Origin of the sequence: Kribbella sp. C-35 (assembly GCF_046549195.1) — a bacterium.
GTDB lineage: Bacteria > Actinomycetota > Actinomycetes > Propionibacteriales > Kribbellaceae > Kribbella.
Genome location: NZ_JAJPWG010000006.1, coordinates 202,876 through 220,262, shown reverse-complemented (window position 1 = coordinate 220,262; position 17,387 = coordinate 202,876). Strand labels below are relative to the sequence as shown.

The following is a 17,387-nucleotide window of genomic DNA, read 5'->3' as shown; positions in this document are numbered from 1 at the left end:
CGGGGAAGGCTGAAGGGCAGCAACGTCAGGGGGGATCCGCCCTAACCCTCGGAGGCCTGACCGATGCGACGCAGGATTGCAGTACTGACAACTGTGGCGGCGGCCGCGACCGCGTGGACGCTGAGTGCCGGACCGGCGCTGGCGTACCCGCCGACCCCGCCGTCGGCGAGCACCGCCGCGACCCAGTTGGCGAGCCTGACCGTGAAGACGGAAGGTTCGAGCGACGGCTACAGCCGGGACAAGTTCCCGCACTGGATCAACCAGTCCGGGACCTGCGACACCCGCGAAGAGGTGCTGAAGCGCGACGGCTCCGGCGTGACCGTGGACAGCAGCTGCCAGCCGACGGCCGGCCGCTGGTACAGCGTGTACGACTCGACCTGGGTGAACGACTCCTCGGACGTCGACATCGACCACATCGTGCCGTTGTCGGAGGCCTGGAAGTCGGGCGCCAGCGCGTGGACCACCGCCAAGCGTCAGGAGTTCGCGAACAACCTGACGATCTCGCAACTGATCGCGGTGACGGCGTCGAGCAACCGCTCGAAGGGCGACAAGGACCCGTCGGAGTGGAAGCCGCCGAACACCTCGGTGCACTGCATCTACGCCCGCGAATGGATCTGGGTGAAGTACACCTACAAGCTGTCGCTGCAGTCCGCGGAGAAGACAGCACTCACGCAAATGCTCGGCACCTGTTAATCCTCGAGTAGGTGGCGGCGCTGGGCGTGGATACCGGCCTGGAACCGGGTCCGCGCGCCCAGCGTCTCCATCAGCTCGGCCACCCGGCGGCCGACGGTCCTACTGCTCAAAGCGAGCTGCCGCGCGATCGCGTCGTCCTTGAACCCGGCCGCGAGCAACGTCATCAGCCGCGCATCCGTCGGGTCGGCCTTGGCGGCCGGCACGACAGGCACCGCCTGGTCCCACAGCAGCCAGAACATCTCGATCAGCGCGTCCAACAACGCGCACGGGTGTACGACGAGCGCGCTGTCGACCAACTGATCCACCGACAGCGGCAGGAGCGCGATCTTCCCGTCGAACACGGCCAGCTTCATCGGCACCTGCGGATGCACCCGCGACGTCTCACCGGCATCGGCTGCGCTGTACGCCTCGTCGACGCCGCCGGGGATGTCGAGCGAGTCGGGGGAGTAGATGCCGTGGACGACGACCCCGTCGCCGAGCAGTCCGCGCACGGTGCTGTCGGATTCGGCGGACTGTGCGGCGTATGGCGGCCGGTCGAGGACGAGGAGTTGATGACTGGTGCCGTTCAGCAGCTGCGCGAACCGGGCGGCGATCGCCTCCTGACCGACGATCACCTCGACCAGGTTCTCCGGCCGGTACTGCTCCTGCGTACTCAGCTCCGACAACAGCACCCGGGCCTCAGCACGCACGCGGTCGAGCTCGGCCCGGCGTACGGCGACCAACGCGTCGACCGCGACGTCCGGGCGGGTCGGAAGCAGGCGGACCGGGTCGTCGGAGGTGCTGGTCAGCAGACCGAGCTTCTCGAGCCGGCCGATCGTCGCGACGACCTCCTGCTCGTCACGACCGAGGCGCTCGGCGAGTTCCCGGACGCCGCAGCCCGGGGCCGACAACAACGCGCGGTAGGCGTCCTCATCGGACGGCTCCACCCCAACCGACTCCAGCATCCGATCAGGCTATCTCGTCGGTTGGACCGACTCGACCGGTTTGGCTACTTCGCGCCATGTCCGGGATACGTCAACACTCGGTCAGGTGCGGGAACCCCTCAGGTGGGGTATGTCTGACGGTGCCGGGCGCGCGCGGATCGGACAGGGGACGTCTGGTCAAGCCTCAACGCGCGCGCCCGTCCTTCGCTTCACCTTCAGGTAACTGCGCCAGATCACCCGCTGCAGCAGCAGGGTGACCACGCCGGCGGCCGTCATCCCGGCGAGGTTGATGCCGAGCTGGGCCGCGGACCCGCCGATATGGTGCGGCGCCCACAACGCCAGGGACAGCGCGAGGTCGCCCGCGGCGGGAACCGTGGTGACCGAGATGAACACGCCGACCAGCGCGTTGCCGCGGCCGGCCGTCTGCGACAGCACACCGGCACATCCTGCGAGTACGGCGACGACCGCGGACCACTTGTCCGGCCGCCAGATAAATCCGGTCAGCGGCCGCGCCGCCGTGACGTCGCCGACATCCACCCAGCCGGCCGCACGCGCCAGCAACGCGGCGAGTGCGGTCAGTGCGATCGCGAGCACGAAGCCCTTCACGAGCAGCGACAACGACCTGCGAGTGAGGCCGCCCTTGCGCAGGAACAGACCGACGGCCAGGGCGGCGACGACGCCGAACTCCGGGCCGACCACCATGGCGCCGACGACCAGGATCGCGGAGTCGGTGATCACGGCGACCGAGGCGATCATGGTCGCCAAGGTGAGGAACGCGTAGTACACCCAGGACCCGCCGGCCTCGTTGTACGCCTGGTCGACGACGGCGTCCCAGATCACCGCGTCGTCCGGTGCTCCGGGCGCCGCCTTCTCCGCGGCCCGAGCGTTCCGCGACGGCGCCGCGTCGACGGTTGCCAGCGCCACGGCACCGTCGGCGTACAGCCCCTCGGCCTTGAGGAAGCCGAGGATGTCGGACGTCGCCTCGCGGGTGACGTCGCACTCGACCACGTCGCCCGCGGGTCTCCGGGCAGCGCCGGGCAGCCGGACGATGCTGGTGACCCGCGGGTCCTCGACGAGCGTGTTCAGGACGCGCTCGGTGCGGTCCGGTGGGACGATGAGTCGAAGGTGCATCACGGGCCACATGCTGTCAGACCGACTCCGGGGAGCCTTCATGAGTGAATCCGCCGCCGTGGCGCAGACTGGTGACCGTCCTGAGCTGAAGCGGGTCATGGGGCCCGGGCTCCTGCTGCTGTTCGTTGTCGGGGACATTCTCGGCACCGGGGTCTACGCGCTGACCGGCAAGGTAGCGGGTGAGGTCGGCGGCGCGGTCTGGCTGCCGTTCCTGTGCGCGTTCGTGGTCGCGCTGCTGACCGCGACCAGTTACCTCGAGCTCGTCACGAAGTACCCGAAGGCCGGCGGCGCCGCGGTCTACACGCACAAGGCGTTCGGGATCCACTTCCTCACCTTCCTGCTCACGTTCGCGGTGATGTGCTCCGGCCTCACCTCGGCGTCGAGCGCGTCGAAGGCGTTCGCGGCGAACTTCTTCTCCGCCGCGCACATCGACGCCGACCGGGGTGCGCTGCTGATGATCACCTCGCTCGCGTTCATGACGCTGATCGCGCTGGTGAACCTGCGCGGCGTCGGCGAGAGCGTGAAGGCGAATGTGGTCCTCACCTGTGTCGAGCTCAGCGGTCTGCTGATCGTGATCGGGATCGGCGCCTGGGCGCTGGTCGGCGGCGACGGCGACACCTCCCGGCTGACCGACTTCAAGGTCCCCGAGGGCGAGTCGCCGTTCAGCGCGGTGACGGCCGCGACCGCGCTGGCGTTCTTCGCGATGGTCGGGTTCGAGGACTCGGTGAACATGGCGGAGGAGACCAAGGACCCGGTGCGGATCTTCCCGAAGATCATGCTGATCGGGCTGTGCATCACCGGCGTCATCTACGTCCTGGTCGCGATCTCGGCGGTCGCGCTGGTCTCGCCGGACGAGCTCAACAAGGGCGCGACGCCGCTCCTCAAGGTCGTCCAGGCCGGCGCGCCCGGGTTCCCGCTCGAGCTGTTCGCGTGGATCACGATGTTCGCGGTCGCGAACTCGGCGCTGATCAACATGCTGATGGCCAGCCGCCTGCTGTACGGCATGTCGCACGAGCAGGTGCTGCCCGGTCCGCTCGGCCGGGTGCTCCGCAGGCGCCGGACGCCGTACATCGCGATCCTGTTCACCACGCTGCTCGCGTTCATCCTGATCGGGTACGCCGACCTCGCCGCGCTCGGCGGTACGACGGCGTTCCTGCTGCTGTGCGTGTTCGCGATTGTGAACGTCGCCGTGCTGGTCCTGCGGCGGGACCAGGTCGAGCACAAACACTTCCACGCCCCGACCGCGCTGCCGGTGCTGGGCGTGGTCCTGTGCGTGTACCTGGCGAGCCCGTTGTCCGGGCGGGCGTCGGCGGACTACAAGATCGCGGGCTGGCTGATGCTCGTCGGGGTCGGGCTGTGGATCATCACCTGGCTGCTGAACAAGTATGTGTTCAACCGGCACCCCGACTTCGACCCGTCGCACCTCGATCCGCAGGGTCCGGTGAACTGACCGGGACGAACGCAGCGAACAGTACGGTCGCGAGGGCCGCGGCGCCGGTGCCGACGGCGATCCAGCCGAGTGCGGGGTAGCCCGCACCGGCGTCGATCGCCAGGCCCCCAAGCCACGGCCCGACCGTGATGCCGACGTTGAACGCGGAGAAGTTGGTCGCGGTCGCGAGCCTCGGCGCGTCACCGGCCAGGCTGAACACGCGGGCGTTCAGGGCGGGGTTCGCGGCGAAGCCGAAGCCGCCGAGCAGCGCGATCACGGCGATCGCCGCCACCGGAACGGTTGCCGTCAGCGCCAGTACGGCGGAGAGCGCGCTCAGCCCGATGATGCTGATGAACAGTGTGTGGAACGGCAGCGCGTCGGCGAATCTGCCGCCGATGGTGATCCCGATGAACGACCCGAGGCCGTAGAGGGCGAGAACGGCTGGGACGGATCCGTCCGGGAGGCCGGTGGTCTGGGTGAGGAGCGGCGCCAGGTAGCTGAAGACGACCAGGATGGTGGCGGTCACCAGCGCGGTGGTGCCGAAGGCAAGCCAGAGCCGGGCGTTGATCAGCACCCGCAACTCGTCGGCGAGGCGCGGCGCGGCCGCGGGATCGGGCCGCTCGCCCGGGACTGTTGCGAGGATGCCCGCCATGGCCAGTGTGCAGAGGATGGCGACGGTCCAGAACGCTGATTGCCAGCCGAGGTGCTGACCCAGAACCGTTCCGAGCGGGAGCCCGACGATGGTCGCGATCGTGAGGCCGCCCGTGACGATGCTCATCGCGCGCCCGCGGCTGTTCGCCGGTACAAGGACGACCACGGTCGCCGCGGCGACCGACCAGAACCCGGAATACACGAAGGCGGCGACGATCCGGGTGGCGAGCAGTACGGCGTAGCTCGACGTCAGTGCGCCCGCGACATGGGCGAGCACGAAGATCGCCAGGAAGACGAGTCCCGCCGTACGTCGGGACCAGGTGAGCGTGACGACCGTGAGGACCGGGGCGCCGACGAGCATGCCGATCGCGAACGCGGAGATCAGCAGGCCCGCCTGGGGGATGGTGACGTGCAGATCCGTCGCGAGTTCGGGAAGCAGGCCGGCGAGCATCAGTTCGGACGTGCCCTGCGCGAAGATGCTCAGTCCGAGGACATAGACGGCTATCGGCATCGTTCCCCCTCACCTCGACGAGTGCCACTCGCAGTATCTCAGGGATCACTGTCCGCTGTCGCCGCGCCTGTCACAGGCTGAGATTTGAGCCGATACGGCATCGTTGAGGTATGAGCTATCAGACTCCGGCCAAGCGCACCGGGCGGGCTGTGGACACCGCCCGGATCGGTAGTGGGCTGAAGCTGCTCGTCGGTCTGGTGGGGCTGATGTGGCTCAGCGAGGTCGTCGACACCGCGACGAACGGCGCCCTCGACCAGTACGGCATCATCTCCCGCGAGCCCCGCGGCCTGATCGGGATCCTGACCGCGCCGTTCCTGCACCTCGGGTTCGGTCACCTGATCTCGAACACGCTGCCGCTGGTCACGCTCGGCGCGCTGATCGCGGTCAGCGGCGCGGCCCGGCTGTTCGCGGTGACCGCGATCGTGACGGTGATCGGCGGGTTCGGGACCTGGCTGGCCTCACCGCCGAACACGATCACGATCGGCGCCAGCGGGCTCGTCTTCGGGTACGCGTCGTACCTGATTCTCCGCGGCCTGTTCAACCGCCGGATCGGCCAAGTGCTGCTGGGCATCATCGTCGTGATGGTCTGGGGCAGTGCACTGCTCGGCGGGCTGCTCCCGCAGGACGGGATCTCCTGGCAGGGTCACCTGTTCGGCGGCATCGCCGGTGTACTCGCGGCCTGGGTCCTGGCCGACGACAAGCAGCAGCGCGTCAAATGAGCGTGGCGGGGTCGGTGTTCGCCCCGCAGACGACGACCACCACCCGCTCGCCGGCGGCGGGCTTGTAGACGCCTGAGGAGAGGGCCGCCCAGGCGACTGCTCCTCCGTGTTCAGTCGCCAGGTGGTACTCGTGCCAGAGCTGCTTGCGAGCGGCAACGATCGAATCGTCGTCGACGAGGACGGACTGCACGTGATGGCCCTGGACTGCTTCGAAGGCGAGGGTGCCTAGGCGGCGTGCGCCCAAGGAGTCGGCTGCTACGCCGCCTACCGGGCCGTCGGTCGGGGCTCCGGCTTGAAGGGCGCGGTGCATGGTGGGTGCTTGCGCGGGCTCGACGCCAATGACCTGCGCGTTGTCGCCGATCGCGGTGGCGATGCCGGCGATCAGGCCGCCGCCTCCGACCGCGACGAGGACCGTGTCGAACATGCCCGCCTGTTCGAGCAGTTCGAGGCCGACCGTGCCCTGCCCGGCGACGACCTCCGGCTGGTCGTAGGCGTGCACCAGCAGCGCATCCGTCTCGTCCCGCGCCGCGAGTGCCGCCTGGTACGCCTCGGCGTACTCCGATCCGACCTGCACGATGTCCGCGTCGAGGGTGCGCAGCTTGCCGAGCTTCGCGGCCGGGGTCGTCTCGGGGACGAAGATCCGGGCGGGTACGCCGAGTTCGCGCGCCGCGTACGCCGCCGCCAGCCCGTGGTTACCGCCGGACGCGGCGACGATGCCCTGACCGGTCAGTTCACCGCTGTCCTTCGCGGTCAGCAGCCGGTTGAACGCGCCGCGCGGCTTGAACGAGCCGGTGTGCTGGAGCAGTTCGAGCTTGAACGTGAGTCCCGGCGCCACCTCGATCACCGGCGTACGCCGTACCCGCCCTGCGATCCGCTCCGCGGCCTGCTTCACGTCGTCGAGGCTTACCGTCATGCCTCAACCCTGCCACGATGGTGAACAGCCGACGGACGGAGGCCCAGGAATGAGCGCTGGTATGGGCGGGTACGACGAGAGCTACCGGCGGAGCCTGGACGACCCGCACGGGTTCTGGCTCGAGGCGGCCGAGGCGATCTCCTGGACGAGGCCGCCGACCCGGGCGCTCGACGCGACCGATGCGCCGATCTTCCACTGGTTCCCCGACGGGGTGCTCAACACGTCGTACAACGCGCTCGACCGCCACGTCGAGGCCGGTGACGGCGGCCGGACGGCGCTCATCTACGACTCACCCGTCACGGAGACCGGGCGGACCTACACGTACGCGCAACTGCGGGACGAGGTGGCGACGTTCGCCGGCGCGCTAGCAGCGCTAGGTGTCGGCAAGGGCGACCGCGTCATCGTCTATATGCCGATGATCCCGGAGGCGGTCGTCGCGATGCTGGCCTGCGCGCGACTCGGCGCGATCCACTCGGTGGTGTTCGGCGGTTTCGCGCCGCGTGAGCTCGCGGCCCGGATCGAGGACGCCGGGCCTCGGGTGATCGTCGCGGCTTCGTGTGGCATCGAGCCGACCCGGATCGTCGAGTACAAGCCGATCATCGACGAGGCGCTGAAGATCTCGTCGCACCAGCCCGAGCACACCGTCGTGTTCCAGCGCGAACAGGCCCCGGCCGAACTGGGCGAACGCGATCTCGACTGGACCAGGCTGACCGCGACGGCCCAACCGGTCGGCCCGGTGCAGGTCGCGGCGACCGACCCGCTCTACATCCTCTACACCTCCGGTACGACGGGACGGCCGAAGGGCGTCGTCCGCGACAACGGCGGCCACGCGGTCGCACTCGCCTGGACGATGCGCAACGTGTACGACATCGGGCCGGGCGACGTGTGGTGGACCGCGTCCGATGTCGGCTGGGTCGTCGGCCACTCGTACATCGTCTACGCGCCGCTCCTGGCCGGCGCGACCACGGTCCTGTACGAAGGCAAGCCGGTCGGCACGCCGGACGCGGGCGCGTTCTGGCGGGTGATCTCCCAGCACGGCGTGAAGGCGCTGTTCACCGCGCCGACCGCGATCCGCGCGATCAAGAAGGTCGATCCCGAGGCGGCCGAGCTGGCGAAGTACGCGCTGGACACGTTCCGGACGTTGTTCCTGGCGGGGGAGCGGCTCGACCCGGAGACGTACCACTGGGCGCACGAGCATCTCGGCGTACCGGTCGTCGACCACTGGTGGCAGACCGAGACCGGCTGGCCGATCGCGGCCAACCCGCGCGGACTCGAGCCGCTGCCGACCAAGCCGGGCTCGGCGACCGTGCCGATGCCGGGCTGGAACGTGCAGATCCTCGATGCGTACGGCAAGGAGTTGCTGCCGCACGAGGAGGGCGCGATCGCGATCAAACTGCCGCTGCCGCCGGGCGCGCTGCCGACGCTGTGGGGCGACGACCAGCGCTACATCGACAGCTACCTCAAGGAGTACGACGGCTACTACCTGACCGGCGACGGCGGGTTCATCGACGACGACGGCTACATCTTCGTGATGGGCCGCACCGACGACGTCATCAACGTCGCCGGTCACCGCTTGTCGACAGGCTCGATCGAGGCGGTTGTCGCGGCCAACCCGGCGGTCGCGGAGTGCGCGGTGATCGGCGTACACGACGCCTTGAAGGGGCAGTTGCCGCGGGCACTCGTCGTACTCAAGGCAGGCGCGACGGTGTCCGACGACGTACTGCGGGACGAACTGGTGGCCGCCGTACGCCGGGAGATCGGGCCGGTCGCGGCGTTCCGGGACGTGTCGGTGGTCGACGCGCTACCGAAGACCCGCTCAGGCAAGATCCTGCGCCGCACCATGCGCGGAATCGCCGACGGCCGCGACGAACCGGTCCCGTCGACCATCGAGGACCCCGCCGTTCTGGATGCCTTACGGCCGATCCTGCGCGGGTAGCAACCGGCAGCTCGACAGTACGTATACGTCCACTGCGACGAATCGCCAGGTCGGCTGAGCGTGCGGCCCGGCCGGATGGAGGGACACGTCCTGTCGAGGTGCAGATCGTCGAACGTGCGGGGATAGGCTCGGGGTATGCGAGTCGTGATTGCGGGTGGACACGGTCAGATCGCGCTCCGGCTGACGCGGTTGCTGAGCGCTGACGGGCATCAGGTGGTCGGGGTGGTGCGGAACCCGGATCACGAGGCCGACATCGCCGCGGCCGGCGGGCAGGCCGCCGTACTGGATCTCGAGCAGGCTGACGTCGACGCGGTGGCCAAGGTGCTGGCGGGCGCGGACGTGGCGATCTTCGCGGCAGGCGCCGGGCCGGGCAGCGGGAACGCGCGCAAGGACACCGTCGACCGCGGTGCGGCCGCGCTGTTCGCCGACGCTGCCGAGCAGGCCGGCGTACGGCGGCACATCCAGGTCGGCTCGATGGGCGCGGACCTCGCCCCGTCGCTGACCGATGACGAGACGTTCACGATCTACCTCCGGGCCAAATGGGCCGCCGAGGAGGACCTCCGCGCCAGGGACCTGGACTGGACGGTCCTGCGGCCCGGCAGCCTGACCGACGACCCCGGGACCGGCACGGTGTACCTCGCCGACAAGACCGGTCGCGGCCGGATCACCCGCGACGACGTCGCGCTGGTGCTGGCCGGCCTCTGTGACACTCCGGCCTCGATCGGCCGGACGCTCGAGCTCGTCGCCGGGGACACCCCGGTGCTCGAGGCCCTCGAGAACCTTTGAAGTTGCCACAAGCAACCGAATGCGACGGGACAGCGACACTATGGCAGACACACTCCGGCAGGTGACCTTCGAGCGCCTGGCGAACAGCAGCTACGAGGTGCGGAACGCCCGCGGCGGAAGCATCCGGATCGGCTCGGGCGGTGCGGACACCGACTTCACGCCGGTCGAGCTGCTGCTGGCCGCGATCGGGACCTGCTCGGCGATCGACGTCGACATCGTGGTCAGCCGCCGGGCCGAGCCGACCGAGTTCAGCGCGGTGGTCCGCGGCGACAAGATCCGGGACGCCGAGGAAGGCAACCGGATGGAGAACCTCGCGGTCGAGTTCACCGTGCACTTCCCCGAGGGCGAGGACGGCGACAAGGCCCGCGAGGCGCTCCCGCGCGCCGTGAAGATGTCCCACGACCGCCTCTGCACGGTCAGCCGCACTGTCGAACTCGGCACCCCGGTCACCACAACCGTCAACGACGACTGAGCCCTGCAGCGGTCAGGGGAGCAGGAACTCGCTCGCCGGCCGGAGTCGGGTCTTCAGTACGTCCTGGGTGCCGCGGCTGTCGAGCCGGATGTTCGACGGCGTACCTGGCACGGACGGCAGCGTCTGCGGGTCGAGACCGTCGCGAAGGGCGATCAACCGCCCGAGGTCGAAGCGGCTGAGCGCCTCGGGGCCGGCCACGTGGGTGACGCCGATGACATCGGAGACGAGTAACTCGAGCAGCGCCGACGCGAGGTCGGAGACGTGCACCGGGCAGCGGATGTTGCCGGTGTAGAACACGCCAGGTTCACCGGCCGCCAACCGTCGTACGCGCTGCTCCTCCTCCGAGTGACCGTCGGATCCGACGATGAGCGACGTGCGTGCGATGACGGCGTCGGGACTGATCGCCCGGATCGCCGTCTCGGCTGCCGCCTTGGCCGCGCCGTACGGCGTGATCGGGCAGGGCAACTCGTGCTCGGTGTACGGCGCCTCCCGCGGACCGAAGACCGCATCGCTGGACACGAACACCAGACGCGCGCCGTCCGCCTCCGCTGCGACGTTGACCGCGCCATGGGCTGTGGTCCGCCAGTCGTCCTGCTTGTAGGCGGTGTGGATGATGCCGTCCGGCCGGACGCTGCGGATCACGTCACGCACCGCGTCATGTCGCCGTACGTCGAGCTGCACTCCACCCGGCACGACCTGCGAGTGGTACGCCGGTACGATCTCGTGCCCGTCCGTGCGCAGGAGTTCGCGCCCCAGGAGGCCAGCGGCCCCAGTGACCAGCAACCTCATCCGATCAGCTTATGGCGTTCGAGCCGCCAGCCGGCGGTGCGCGTGGCGCGCTTCACCTCGGCGACCGTGCGCACCTTCCGCGGCGTCATCCAGGACTGCGACGGCTTGTGCACCATCCACCCGTCGCCGATGGTCAGGGCCGCGTGCTGGACCAGCCGCGCAGTGTCACGCCACACGAACACAGTGCCCGGTACGTCGTCCTTGCCGCCAAGCTCGGTGTGGTTCGCAAGCCATTCCTCGAACGGCTCGCGCACCATCCAGACAGACTCGGCGCCTTCGACACCGCACGCCGCCATCACGGTGCCGAAGCAGTTCGGTCCGCTGCCGTCCGGAAAGGTGCCGGCCAGCTCGCGCACGCGCGGCAGCGATGTGGGCCAGGTGCGAACCTCGGCATGCCGGCTCGGCCCGAGATCCTCACTCACGACCTCGGGGAGCACGCGCGCCGGCTCCCGCAGCAGCGACTTCCACCAGACGAACCGATGCCCGTCCGCCTGCTGCCGAACCTCCGGTCCGACGATCCGCGCCCACTTCCGCACTGTCGGAACGGCCCCGCGGTCGTAGTCCACCTGCGCCCGAACCAACGCCGCCCGCGTTGCCTTCGGCAGGTCGTCGTACGCCGCCTCGCTCAGCCACGCGGTCCGCGCAGCCTTCCGGTCGACCGCGTACGTGCGGTAGGTGTCGCGGTCCTCCCGACTCGGCTCCCGATCGTCCGTCGCCAACGTCCAGGCAGTCGCCTGCTTCTTCGTCACGAAGAACGGCTGCTCATCCGGCGCGAGCCAATCGACCCATCGATCCAACAGCTCAGACGAGACGTCGATCCCCAGCACGGTCAGCACCGGGCCACGCTCTCATCCTCAGCCCTGATCGGCCACCGGCTTTTGCGGACCGCGGTAGCGCTGGGTCTGCGAGTAGACGAGGTTGGTTGTCGTGCTGCCGAAGTCGGTGAGCTCGTTGACGAGTTCTTCGAGGTGAGGCATCGACGCGGCGGCGACCTTCAGGGTGTAGCAGTCGTCGCCGGTGGTGCGCAGGCATTCCAGGATCTCGCGCCGCTCGGCCAGCAGGCGGTGCAGCGGCTCGTGCTTGTTGCCCGGGTACTTCAGCCGTACGACGGCCAGCACCGAGTACCCGACCTTCGTCAGGTCTACCTCGGCGCGGTACCCGGTGATCACACCGATCGACTCCAGCCGGCGTACCCGCTCGGTGGTGGCCGAGGCGCTCAGGTTGACCCGCTTGCCGAGCTGCGTCAGCGACAGCCGGGCGTCCTCCTGCAGTTCGGTGAGGATCGCCCAGTCGGTCGGATCGAGACTCTCGGTCATGGGCACAATCTACCGGCGATTCCCCGGCTGCTGGCGTCATACGCCGGGAGGATTGTCTTCAGAACTGGGCCGTCGCCTGGATAGCCTGAGGGCGTGGAAATTGGGGTGAATGTGCCGAACTTCGGCCCGGGGACGAATCCGGCGCGGCTGCGGGACTGGGCGCGCGTCGTCGAGGGGCTCGGGTACGACCTGCTGATGGTGTCGGACCATGTGGTGATCACACCGGACGTCGCGGAGCAGTACCCCGCGCCGTTCTACGAACCGTTCACCACGCTGAGCTGGCTGGCCGGGATCACCGAGCGGGTCCGGCTCGGCACGACGGTGCTGATCGCGCCGTACCGGCATCCGTTGCTGGTGGCAAGGATGGCGGCCAACCTCAACGCGTTGAGCGGCGGTCGCCTGGTGCTCGGCGTCGGGGTCGGCTGGGCCCGGCAGGAGTTCGAGGCGCTCGGCGCGGAACATGCGCACCGCGGTCGGCGTACGGACGAGGTGCTGGCCGAGGTGCGGCGCGTGTGGGCCGACTCGGCGGACTACGGCGACGGCGCGATCCCGATCTGGGTCGGCGGTTCGAGTACGGCGGGATTGCGGCGGACCGTCCGGTACGGCGACGCGTGGCATCCGCTGCGGCAAACGATTCAGCAGTTGCGGGACGGGCTGGATCGGCTGCGGACCGTCGCGGCGTCGGAGAACCGGCCGGTGCCGGGTTTCGCGCCGCGGATCCTGCTCCGGCTGACGGACAAGCCGCTGCGCGAGGATGATCGGGTCGCGGGGGAGGGCTCGATCGAGCAGGTGCTGCAGGATCTCGCCGTACTGCGGGAACTCGGCGCGGAGAGCGTCGTACTCGATCCGTTCGTCGGCGACCCTACTGAGACCGAGCGGCCAGAGGCGGCCTGGCAGGCGCTGGCGACGATCGCGGCACAACGAACTGGACTGGAGACGACGTGACACCTGAGGCAGAAGGATTCCTGCGCCGTGCGATCGCGCTCGCCGGGGAGGCACGGAAGGACGGGAACCCGCCGTTCGCTTCGCTGCTCGTCGGCCCGGACGGCAGCGTGCTGATCGAGGAGCGGAACACGACGATCACCGAGGGGAACATCAGCTTCCACCCGGAGCTGAAGCTCGCGGTGTGGGCGGCCCAGCAACTGTCGCCCGAGGTCGCGGCCGGCACCACCATGTACACGAGCTGCCAGCCGTGCGGCATGTGCTCGGGAGCGCTCGCGAGGTCCGGCCTCGGCAAGGTCGTGTTCGCGCTGTCGGGCGAGCAGCTCGACGGGCTCAAGTCGACGGGCGGCTTCCCCGACGTACCGCTGGAAGGACCGGCGCTGTACGACGAGGCGCGCGTGCCGGTGGACGGCTACTACAGCTGAGGGCCGGGGGTCCCGTCGCCGGGACCCCCGCACTCGCTACTTCACTGCTACTTCACTGGGGTCAGGCAGAGCGTGTACTTCGTCGAGCCGCTCCGGTAGACGTACGACGCCTCGGCGTCCTCACCGCACTGGCTGTCGTCGGTCGAGTCGTCGATCTTGTCGACGATCTTGTACTCGGCCTCCGAGGACGCGCAGTCGACGACCTTCACATCCGGGTTGACCGACGTGCCCTGGTTGACGACACACGCGCCGATCTTGGCCTTCGACTCGGTCGAGTTCAGGTTCGCGAACACGATCACCGCGATCAGTGCGATCGGCAGCAGCAGACCGAGGATCGCCGGCCGCTGGAACAGCGGTTTGCCCGGGTCCATCGGCCGGCCCTGACCCGGCGTGGGCTCCGGGAGACCCTTGAACTTCTGCATCGGGCCGATGTTCATCAGCATCGTGATCGGGTTGATGATCGACGAACCGATACCCCACCAGCCCTGCCAGAGGCTCTTCGCGGTCATGTCGCGCACCGACGCGATCCCGCAGGTCCGGCAGAACGGGCCCTGCAGCTTCAGGAACCGCATGATGATGATCAGGCCCTGGTGGCCGCGCACGGTGGCCTCGGCCGCCGGGTAGCCGCCACAGAAGCGGCAAGCCATCTGGCCCTGCGGTGCCTGGCCCTGCTGAGGGAACGCCTGGCCCTGCTGGTACTGCTGCTGGCCCTGGTACTGCTGACCCGGGTACTGGCCCTGCGGCGGGTACTGCTGGCCGCCGTCCTGTGGGAAGGTCTGGCCCGGCTGCTGCTGGTACTGCTGACCGCCGTACTGCTGGCCCGCGTACTGCTCCTGACCGGGCTGACCCGGCTGCTGGGGCTGGCCGTACTGCGGGAATTGCTGCTGCTGTGGGGGACCGCCGGCCGGCTGACCTGAGTACGGGTTCTGCGGCGGCTGGGGAGGGGATGTGGTCACGGATGGTTCCTGAGGCTGATTGAGGGGCGGTTTCGGGACACTTTGAACCATGGCACCTTACTCATCCAGGTGGTCCACCGCGGCATAGCGCTGCGTCAATTCCCGGCCAAGACGCGCCAGCTCCGCCTGCACCGACGGCGGGTCCACGACCTCGATCGACCCGCCCCAGCCGGCCAGGTGCTGCGCGATCATCAGCGGAGTGGGCGCGGTGACCTTGAGCCGGACCCGGTCGCCGTCGGTCCCGTCGACCTCGCAGTTGCGGCCGAGCCGGTCCTGCATCACCCACACGAACCGCTCGTCCATCAGGACAGTTGCCGTCAGCCCCGATCGCCGTTCCTCCATCCGCTCGACGATCTCGGCCCACGCCGTCGACAGCTCGAATCCGTCCGGCCGCTCGAAGGTTTCGCCGGTTCCTTCGGTGTCAACCACCCGGTCGATGCGGAACGTCCGCTGTCCCTTCTCGGTCCACGCGATCAGGTACCAGACGTCGTCCTTGTCCACGAGACCGAGCGGATCGACAACACGCTCCGACGTATCCCGGCCGCGTCCCGAGTAGACCAATCGGACGCGTTCCCGGCGTACGACGGAGTCCTGCAGACGACGTACCAGCTCTGGACGTTCCTTCACATGCTCGCCCCAGCGGGCCGGGTCGATCACCACCGCCTCGGCCGCCGCCTGCGCGTGCTCGCGGAAGGTGTCCGGCAGCGCCCGCACGAGCTTGCGCAGGGCCGCTTTCGCGTCGGGAGCGATCGACGCCGCCGGACCCACCAGCAGGAACAACGCCTGCGCCTCGGTCGCCGTCAGCCCGCTCAGGTCGGTCCGAGCACCGCCGACCAACTGCCAGCCGCCGTTGCGCCCCGGTTGTGGATAAACCGGGATACCGGCCGTCGACAACGCCTCCAGATCGCGGCGCGCGGTCGCCACCGAGATCTCCAGCTCCGCCGCGACCTCGGCCGCGGTCACCCGGCCCCGGGCCTGCATCAGCAACAGCACCGCCACCAACCGATCCGCCCGCATGCCCCGATCGTCGCAGACAAACCGCTCACGGTATGAGCAGTTAAAACGGGCTACCCTCAGTTCCGGACGGCCTTCTTCCGGAATGGTGACTGATGGCGTACGACGTGAGCCCGACGGCGCGGACCCTGATGGTCCTGGAGCTGGTGCAGAACAGTCCCGGGATCACCGCGGAGCAACTCGGGGACAAGCTCGGGGTCTCCGAACGCGCGGCCCGCCGGTATGTCGCGATCCTGCGCGAGGCCGACATCCCGATCGAGTCGGTCCGCGGACCGTACGGCGGCTACCGGGTCGGACGTGGCTTGCGGCTGCCGCCGTTGATGTTCAGCCCGACCGAGGCGCTGGGCCTGGTGATGGCGGTGCTCGAAGGACCGCGCGGCACTGCGGATCCGGTCGAGGACGCGCTCGGGAAGATCGTCCGGGTGCTGCCCGAGGCCGTCGCCCGGTCGACCGACGCGATCCGCCGGGTCTCTGCGCGCGGACCCGATCCCGGGGCCCGGACCCCTGATCCCGAGATCACCGCCGCTCTGGTGTCGCACAGCGCGGACTCGCGGCGCGTGACGATCCACTACCGCCGCCACGAGGACGAGTGGCCGATGGACGTCGACCCGTGGGCGGTCGTCGTACGCCGGGGCCGCTGGTACCTGTTGTGCTGGTCGCACGCCAAGGACGCCCGGCGCGTGCTCCGCGTCGACAAGATCACCAAGGTCGAGGCGCAGCCGGCGTCGTTCGTGCCACCCGCCGATCTTGATCCGCTGGCCGCCGTGGAGGAACACCTCGCGATGGGCTGGCGGTACCCGATCGAGGTCGAGATCGACGCGCCGCTCGACGACGCTGCGTGCTGGATCCCGCGCAGCATGGGCCGCCTGGAACCCATCGACGAGAACCGCACGCGACTCCTGGCCAGCACTGACGAACCTGACTGGTACGCCGGCAAACTGTCCGAGATCCGCGCCCCGTTCCGGATCATCGGCGGCCCCGAACTCCGAGCCGCCTGCCAGCTGGTCGCTCAGCGCCTGCTCGCCGCGAGCGATCATCACAGTGACGACGTTCCTGGCTGATGCTCACCTGGGGATCCGGTGACCGCGTGGCGCTCCTCGTCCACGGGATGCTGCTCCGCCTGCGCTCGCGATCGGTCACTCGCTCGGGGCGATCGTGCTGTCCCACGGATTGCCTCGGTTGCGGCCCGGTCGGGCGGTGTATGTCGACGTACCCCTCTCTGGCACGTCCACGGACCCGCCTGCGTCGGCCGCGGGGCTGCGCGAGCGCTCGTATGTCGGGCAGGCGGTCGAGGTGCCTGTGGTGCCGTCGTTGGTGGTTCGGGCGGATCCGAGCCGCTACGTGTCGCCGGAGCGCGCCCGGGAGCTGGAGGAGATGGGATTCTGGGTGCGGTCGGTGCCGGGTGCGGGGCATTCGGTTTGGTACGGACACCTCGACGAGTTCATGGAGGTGCTGGACGAGTGGCTATGAACGACATCGAGTTCGCGGGGGAGATCTGGTACTGGCGCGGGCCGGCGCCCTGGTACTTCATCACGGTCCCGGACGAGGAGAGCGCGTACTTCGAGGCCGAGTCGAACTTCGTCACGTACGGGTGGGGGATGATCCCGGTGACGGCCGAGATCGGTGCGAGCGTCTGGGACACGTCGATGTTCCCGAAAGACGGGCGGTACGTCCTGCCGGTGAAGGCGGCCGTACGGCGGGCGGAGGATCTCGACGACGGCGACGTACCGACCGTGCGGCTGCGGTTGCGCAGCTGGACGAAGACGTGACGAAAACTGTCG

General features: G+C 69.2%; 21 protein-coding genes. 12 read left to right on the top strand and 9 right to left on the bottom strand.

Annotated elements, in window-relative coordinates:
- The first annotated feature begins 63 nt into the window (after positions 1–63).
- Positions 64–693 (top strand): HNH endonuclease family protein, encoded by a 630-nt coding sequence (locus ACLJOO_RS35780; RefSeq protein ID WP_410792111.1) that lies wholly within the window; start codon positions 64–66, stop codon positions 691–693.
- Here ACLJOO_RS35780 and ACLJOO_RS35775 read toward each other — a convergent pair.
- Both ACLJOO_RS35775 and ACLJOO_RS35770 read right to left on the bottom strand, forming a co-directional pair.
- Positions 690–1,637, bottom strand: a complete 948-nt coding sequence (locus ACLJOO_RS35775; protein ID WP_410792110.1) for a transcriptional regulator TrmB — start codon at positions 1,635–1,637, stop codon at positions 690–692. The two genes, ACLJOO_RS35780 and ACLJOO_RS35775, sit on opposite strands and share 4 nt — an antisense overlap.
- Positions 1,638–1,793: 156 nt before the next feature.
- Positions 1,794–2,747 carry a DUF389 domain-containing protein gene (locus ACLJOO_RS35770; protein ID WP_410792475.1) on the bottom strand — a complete coding sequence of 318 codons (954 nt, stop codon included), beginning with the start codon at positions 2,745–2,747 and terminating at the stop codon, positions 1,794–1,796.
- Between the two features lie 40 nt (positions 2,748–2,787).
- Here ACLJOO_RS35770 and ACLJOO_RS35765 point away from each other — a divergent pair, with 40 nt between their 5' ends.
- Positions 2,788–4,197: an APC family permease gene (locus ACLJOO_RS35765; protein WP_410792109.1), complete on the top strand. Its 1,410-nt coding sequence runs from the start codon at positions 2,788–2,790 to the stop codon at positions 4,195–4,197.
- On the opposite strand, the gene ACLJOO_RS35760 is transcribed toward ACLJOO_RS35765, so the two are convergent.
- Positions 4,139–5,338 carry a Cmx/CmrA family chloramphenicol efflux MFS transporter gene (locus tag ACLJOO_RS35760; protein WP_410792108.1) on the bottom strand — a complete coding sequence of 400 codons (1,200 nt, stop codon included), beginning with the start codon at positions 5,336–5,338 and terminating at the stop codon, positions 4,139–4,141. The genes ACLJOO_RS35765 and ACLJOO_RS35760 overlap by 59 nt on opposite strands.
- A gap of 110 nt (positions 5,339–5,448) precedes the next feature.
- Between ACLJOO_RS35760 and ACLJOO_RS35755 the strand changes: the two genes are divergently transcribed.
- The gene (locus ACLJOO_RS35755) at positions 5,449–6,057 is read left to right on the top strand and encodes a rhomboid family intramembrane serine protease (RefSeq protein ID WP_410792107.1); all 609 of its coding nucleotides are present in this window, start codon (positions 5,449–5,451) and stop codon (positions 6,055–6,057) included.
- Here ACLJOO_RS35755 and ACLJOO_RS35750 read toward each other — a convergent pair.
- On the bottom strand, positions 6,050–6,970 hold the full coding sequence (locus ACLJOO_RS35750; protein ID WP_410792106.1) for a threonine/serine dehydratase: 921 nt from the start codon (positions 6,968–6,970) through the stop codon (positions 6,050–6,052). The genes ACLJOO_RS35755 and ACLJOO_RS35750 overlap by 8 nt on opposite strands.
- A gap of 49 nt (positions 6,971–7,019) precedes the next feature.
- On the opposite strand from ACLJOO_RS35750, the gene ACLJOO_RS35745 reads away from it, so the two are divergent.
- The 3 genes from ACLJOO_RS35745 (at position 7,020) to ACLJOO_RS35735 (ending at position 10,164) form a co-directional block, all read left to right on the top strand.
- Positions 7,020–8,906, top strand: coding sequence for a propionyl-CoA synthetase (locus ACLJOO_RS35745; protein ID WP_410792105.1), 1,887 nt, complete (start codon positions 7,020–7,022; stop codon positions 8,904–8,906).
- 135 nt (positions 8,907–9,041) lie between these two features.
- Positions 9,042–9,692, top strand: a complete 651-nt coding sequence (locus ACLJOO_RS35740) for an SDR family oxidoreductase (RefSeq protein ID WP_410792104.1) — start codon at positions 9,042–9,044, stop codon at positions 9,690–9,692.
- Between the two features lie 61 nt (positions 9,693–9,753).
- Positions 9,754–10,164, top strand: coding sequence for an OsmC family protein (locus tag ACLJOO_RS35735; RefSeq protein WP_410792103.1), 411 nt, complete (start codon positions 9,754–9,756; stop codon positions 10,162–10,164).
- A 12-nt stretch (positions 10,165–10,176) separates the two neighbouring features.
- On the opposite strand, the gene ACLJOO_RS35730 is transcribed toward ACLJOO_RS35735, so the two are convergent.
- From ACLJOO_RS35730 to ACLJOO_RS35720, 3 genes are read right to left on the bottom strand one after another with little or no spacing between them, the layout of a single operon-like run.
- Entirely contained in the window at positions 10,177–10,953 is a 777-nt protein-coding gene (locus tag ACLJOO_RS35730; protein WP_410792102.1) for an SDR family oxidoreductase, read from the bottom strand.
- Positions 10,950–11,789, bottom strand: coding sequence for a hypothetical protein (locus ACLJOO_RS35725; protein WP_410792101.1), 840 nt, complete (start codon positions 11,787–11,789; stop codon positions 10,950–10,952). Before ACLJOO_RS35725 ends, ACLJOO_RS35730 begins: the two co-directional genes overlap by 4 nt.
- An 18-nt stretch (positions 11,790–11,807) precedes the next feature.
- Positions 11,808–12,269 (bottom strand): Lrp/AsnC family transcriptional regulator, encoded by a 462-nt coding sequence (locus tag ACLJOO_RS35720; RefSeq protein WP_410792100.1) that lies wholly within the window; start codon positions 12,267–12,269, stop codon positions 11,808–11,810.
- A 93-nt stretch (positions 12,270–12,362) separates the two neighbouring features.
- On the opposite strand from ACLJOO_RS35720, the gene ACLJOO_RS35715 reads away from it, so the two are divergent.
- Positions 12,363–13,214: an LLM class flavin-dependent oxidoreductase gene (locus tag ACLJOO_RS35715; protein ID WP_410792099.1), complete on the top strand. Its 852-nt coding sequence runs from the start codon at positions 12,363–12,365 to the stop codon at positions 13,212–13,214.
- Entirely contained in the window at positions 13,211–13,636 is a 426-nt protein-coding gene (locus ACLJOO_RS35710) for a nucleoside deaminase (protein ID WP_410792098.1), read from the top strand. The genes ACLJOO_RS35715 and ACLJOO_RS35710 overlap by 4 nt, the downstream gene beginning before the upstream one ends.
- Positions 13,637–13,683: 47 nt before the next feature.
- Here the strand turns inward: ACLJOO_RS35710 and ACLJOO_RS35705 are convergent, their stop codons facing one another.
- Complete coding sequence (locus tag ACLJOO_RS35705) at positions 13,684–14,238, bottom strand: hypothetical protein (RefSeq protein ID WP_410792097.1); 555 nt, start codon at positions 14,236–14,238, stop codon at positions 13,684–13,686.
- On the opposite strand from ACLJOO_RS35705, the gene ACLJOO_RS35700 reads away from it, so the two are divergent.
- Positions 14,227–14,553: a hypothetical protein gene (locus tag ACLJOO_RS35700; RefSeq protein ID WP_410792096.1), complete on the top strand. Its 327-nt coding sequence runs from the start codon at positions 14,227–14,229 to the stop codon at positions 14,551–14,553. The genes ACLJOO_RS35705 and ACLJOO_RS35700 overlap by 12 nt on opposite strands.
- A gap of 96 nt (positions 14,554–14,649) precedes the next feature.
- Here the strand turns inward: ACLJOO_RS35700 and ACLJOO_RS35695 are convergent, their stop codons facing one another.
- On the bottom strand, positions 14,650–15,609 hold the full coding sequence (locus tag ACLJOO_RS35695) for a helix-turn-helix transcriptional regulator (RefSeq protein WP_410792095.1): 960 nt from the start codon (positions 15,607–15,609) through the stop codon (positions 14,650–14,652).
- A gap of 92 nt (positions 15,610–15,701) precedes the next feature.
- Here ACLJOO_RS35695 and ACLJOO_RS35690 point away from each other — a divergent pair, with 92 nt between their 5' ends.
- The 3 genes from ACLJOO_RS35690 to ACLJOO_RS35680 all read left to right on the top strand — a co-directional run bounded on the left by ACLJOO_RS35690 (position 15,702) and on the right by ACLJOO_RS35680 (position 17,375).
- Complete coding sequence (locus ACLJOO_RS35690) at positions 15,702–16,667, top strand: helix-turn-helix transcriptional regulator (RefSeq protein WP_410792094.1); 966 nt, start codon at positions 15,702–15,704, stop codon at positions 16,665–16,667.
- Positions 16,668–16,785: 118 nt separating this feature from the next.
- Positions 16,786–17,076 (top strand): alpha/beta fold hydrolase, encoded by a 291-nt coding sequence (locus tag ACLJOO_RS35685; RefSeq protein WP_410792093.1) that lies wholly within the window; start codon positions 16,786–16,788, stop codon positions 17,074–17,076.
- Positions 17,073–17,375 carry a DUF1905 domain-containing protein gene (locus ACLJOO_RS35680; protein ID WP_410792092.1) on the top strand — a complete coding sequence of 101 codons (303 nt, stop codon included), beginning with the start codon at positions 17,073–17,075 and terminating at the stop codon, positions 17,373–17,375. Before ACLJOO_RS35685 ends, ACLJOO_RS35680 begins: the two co-directional genes overlap by 4 nt.
- The last annotated feature ends 12 nt before the right edge of the window (positions 17,376–17,387 follow it).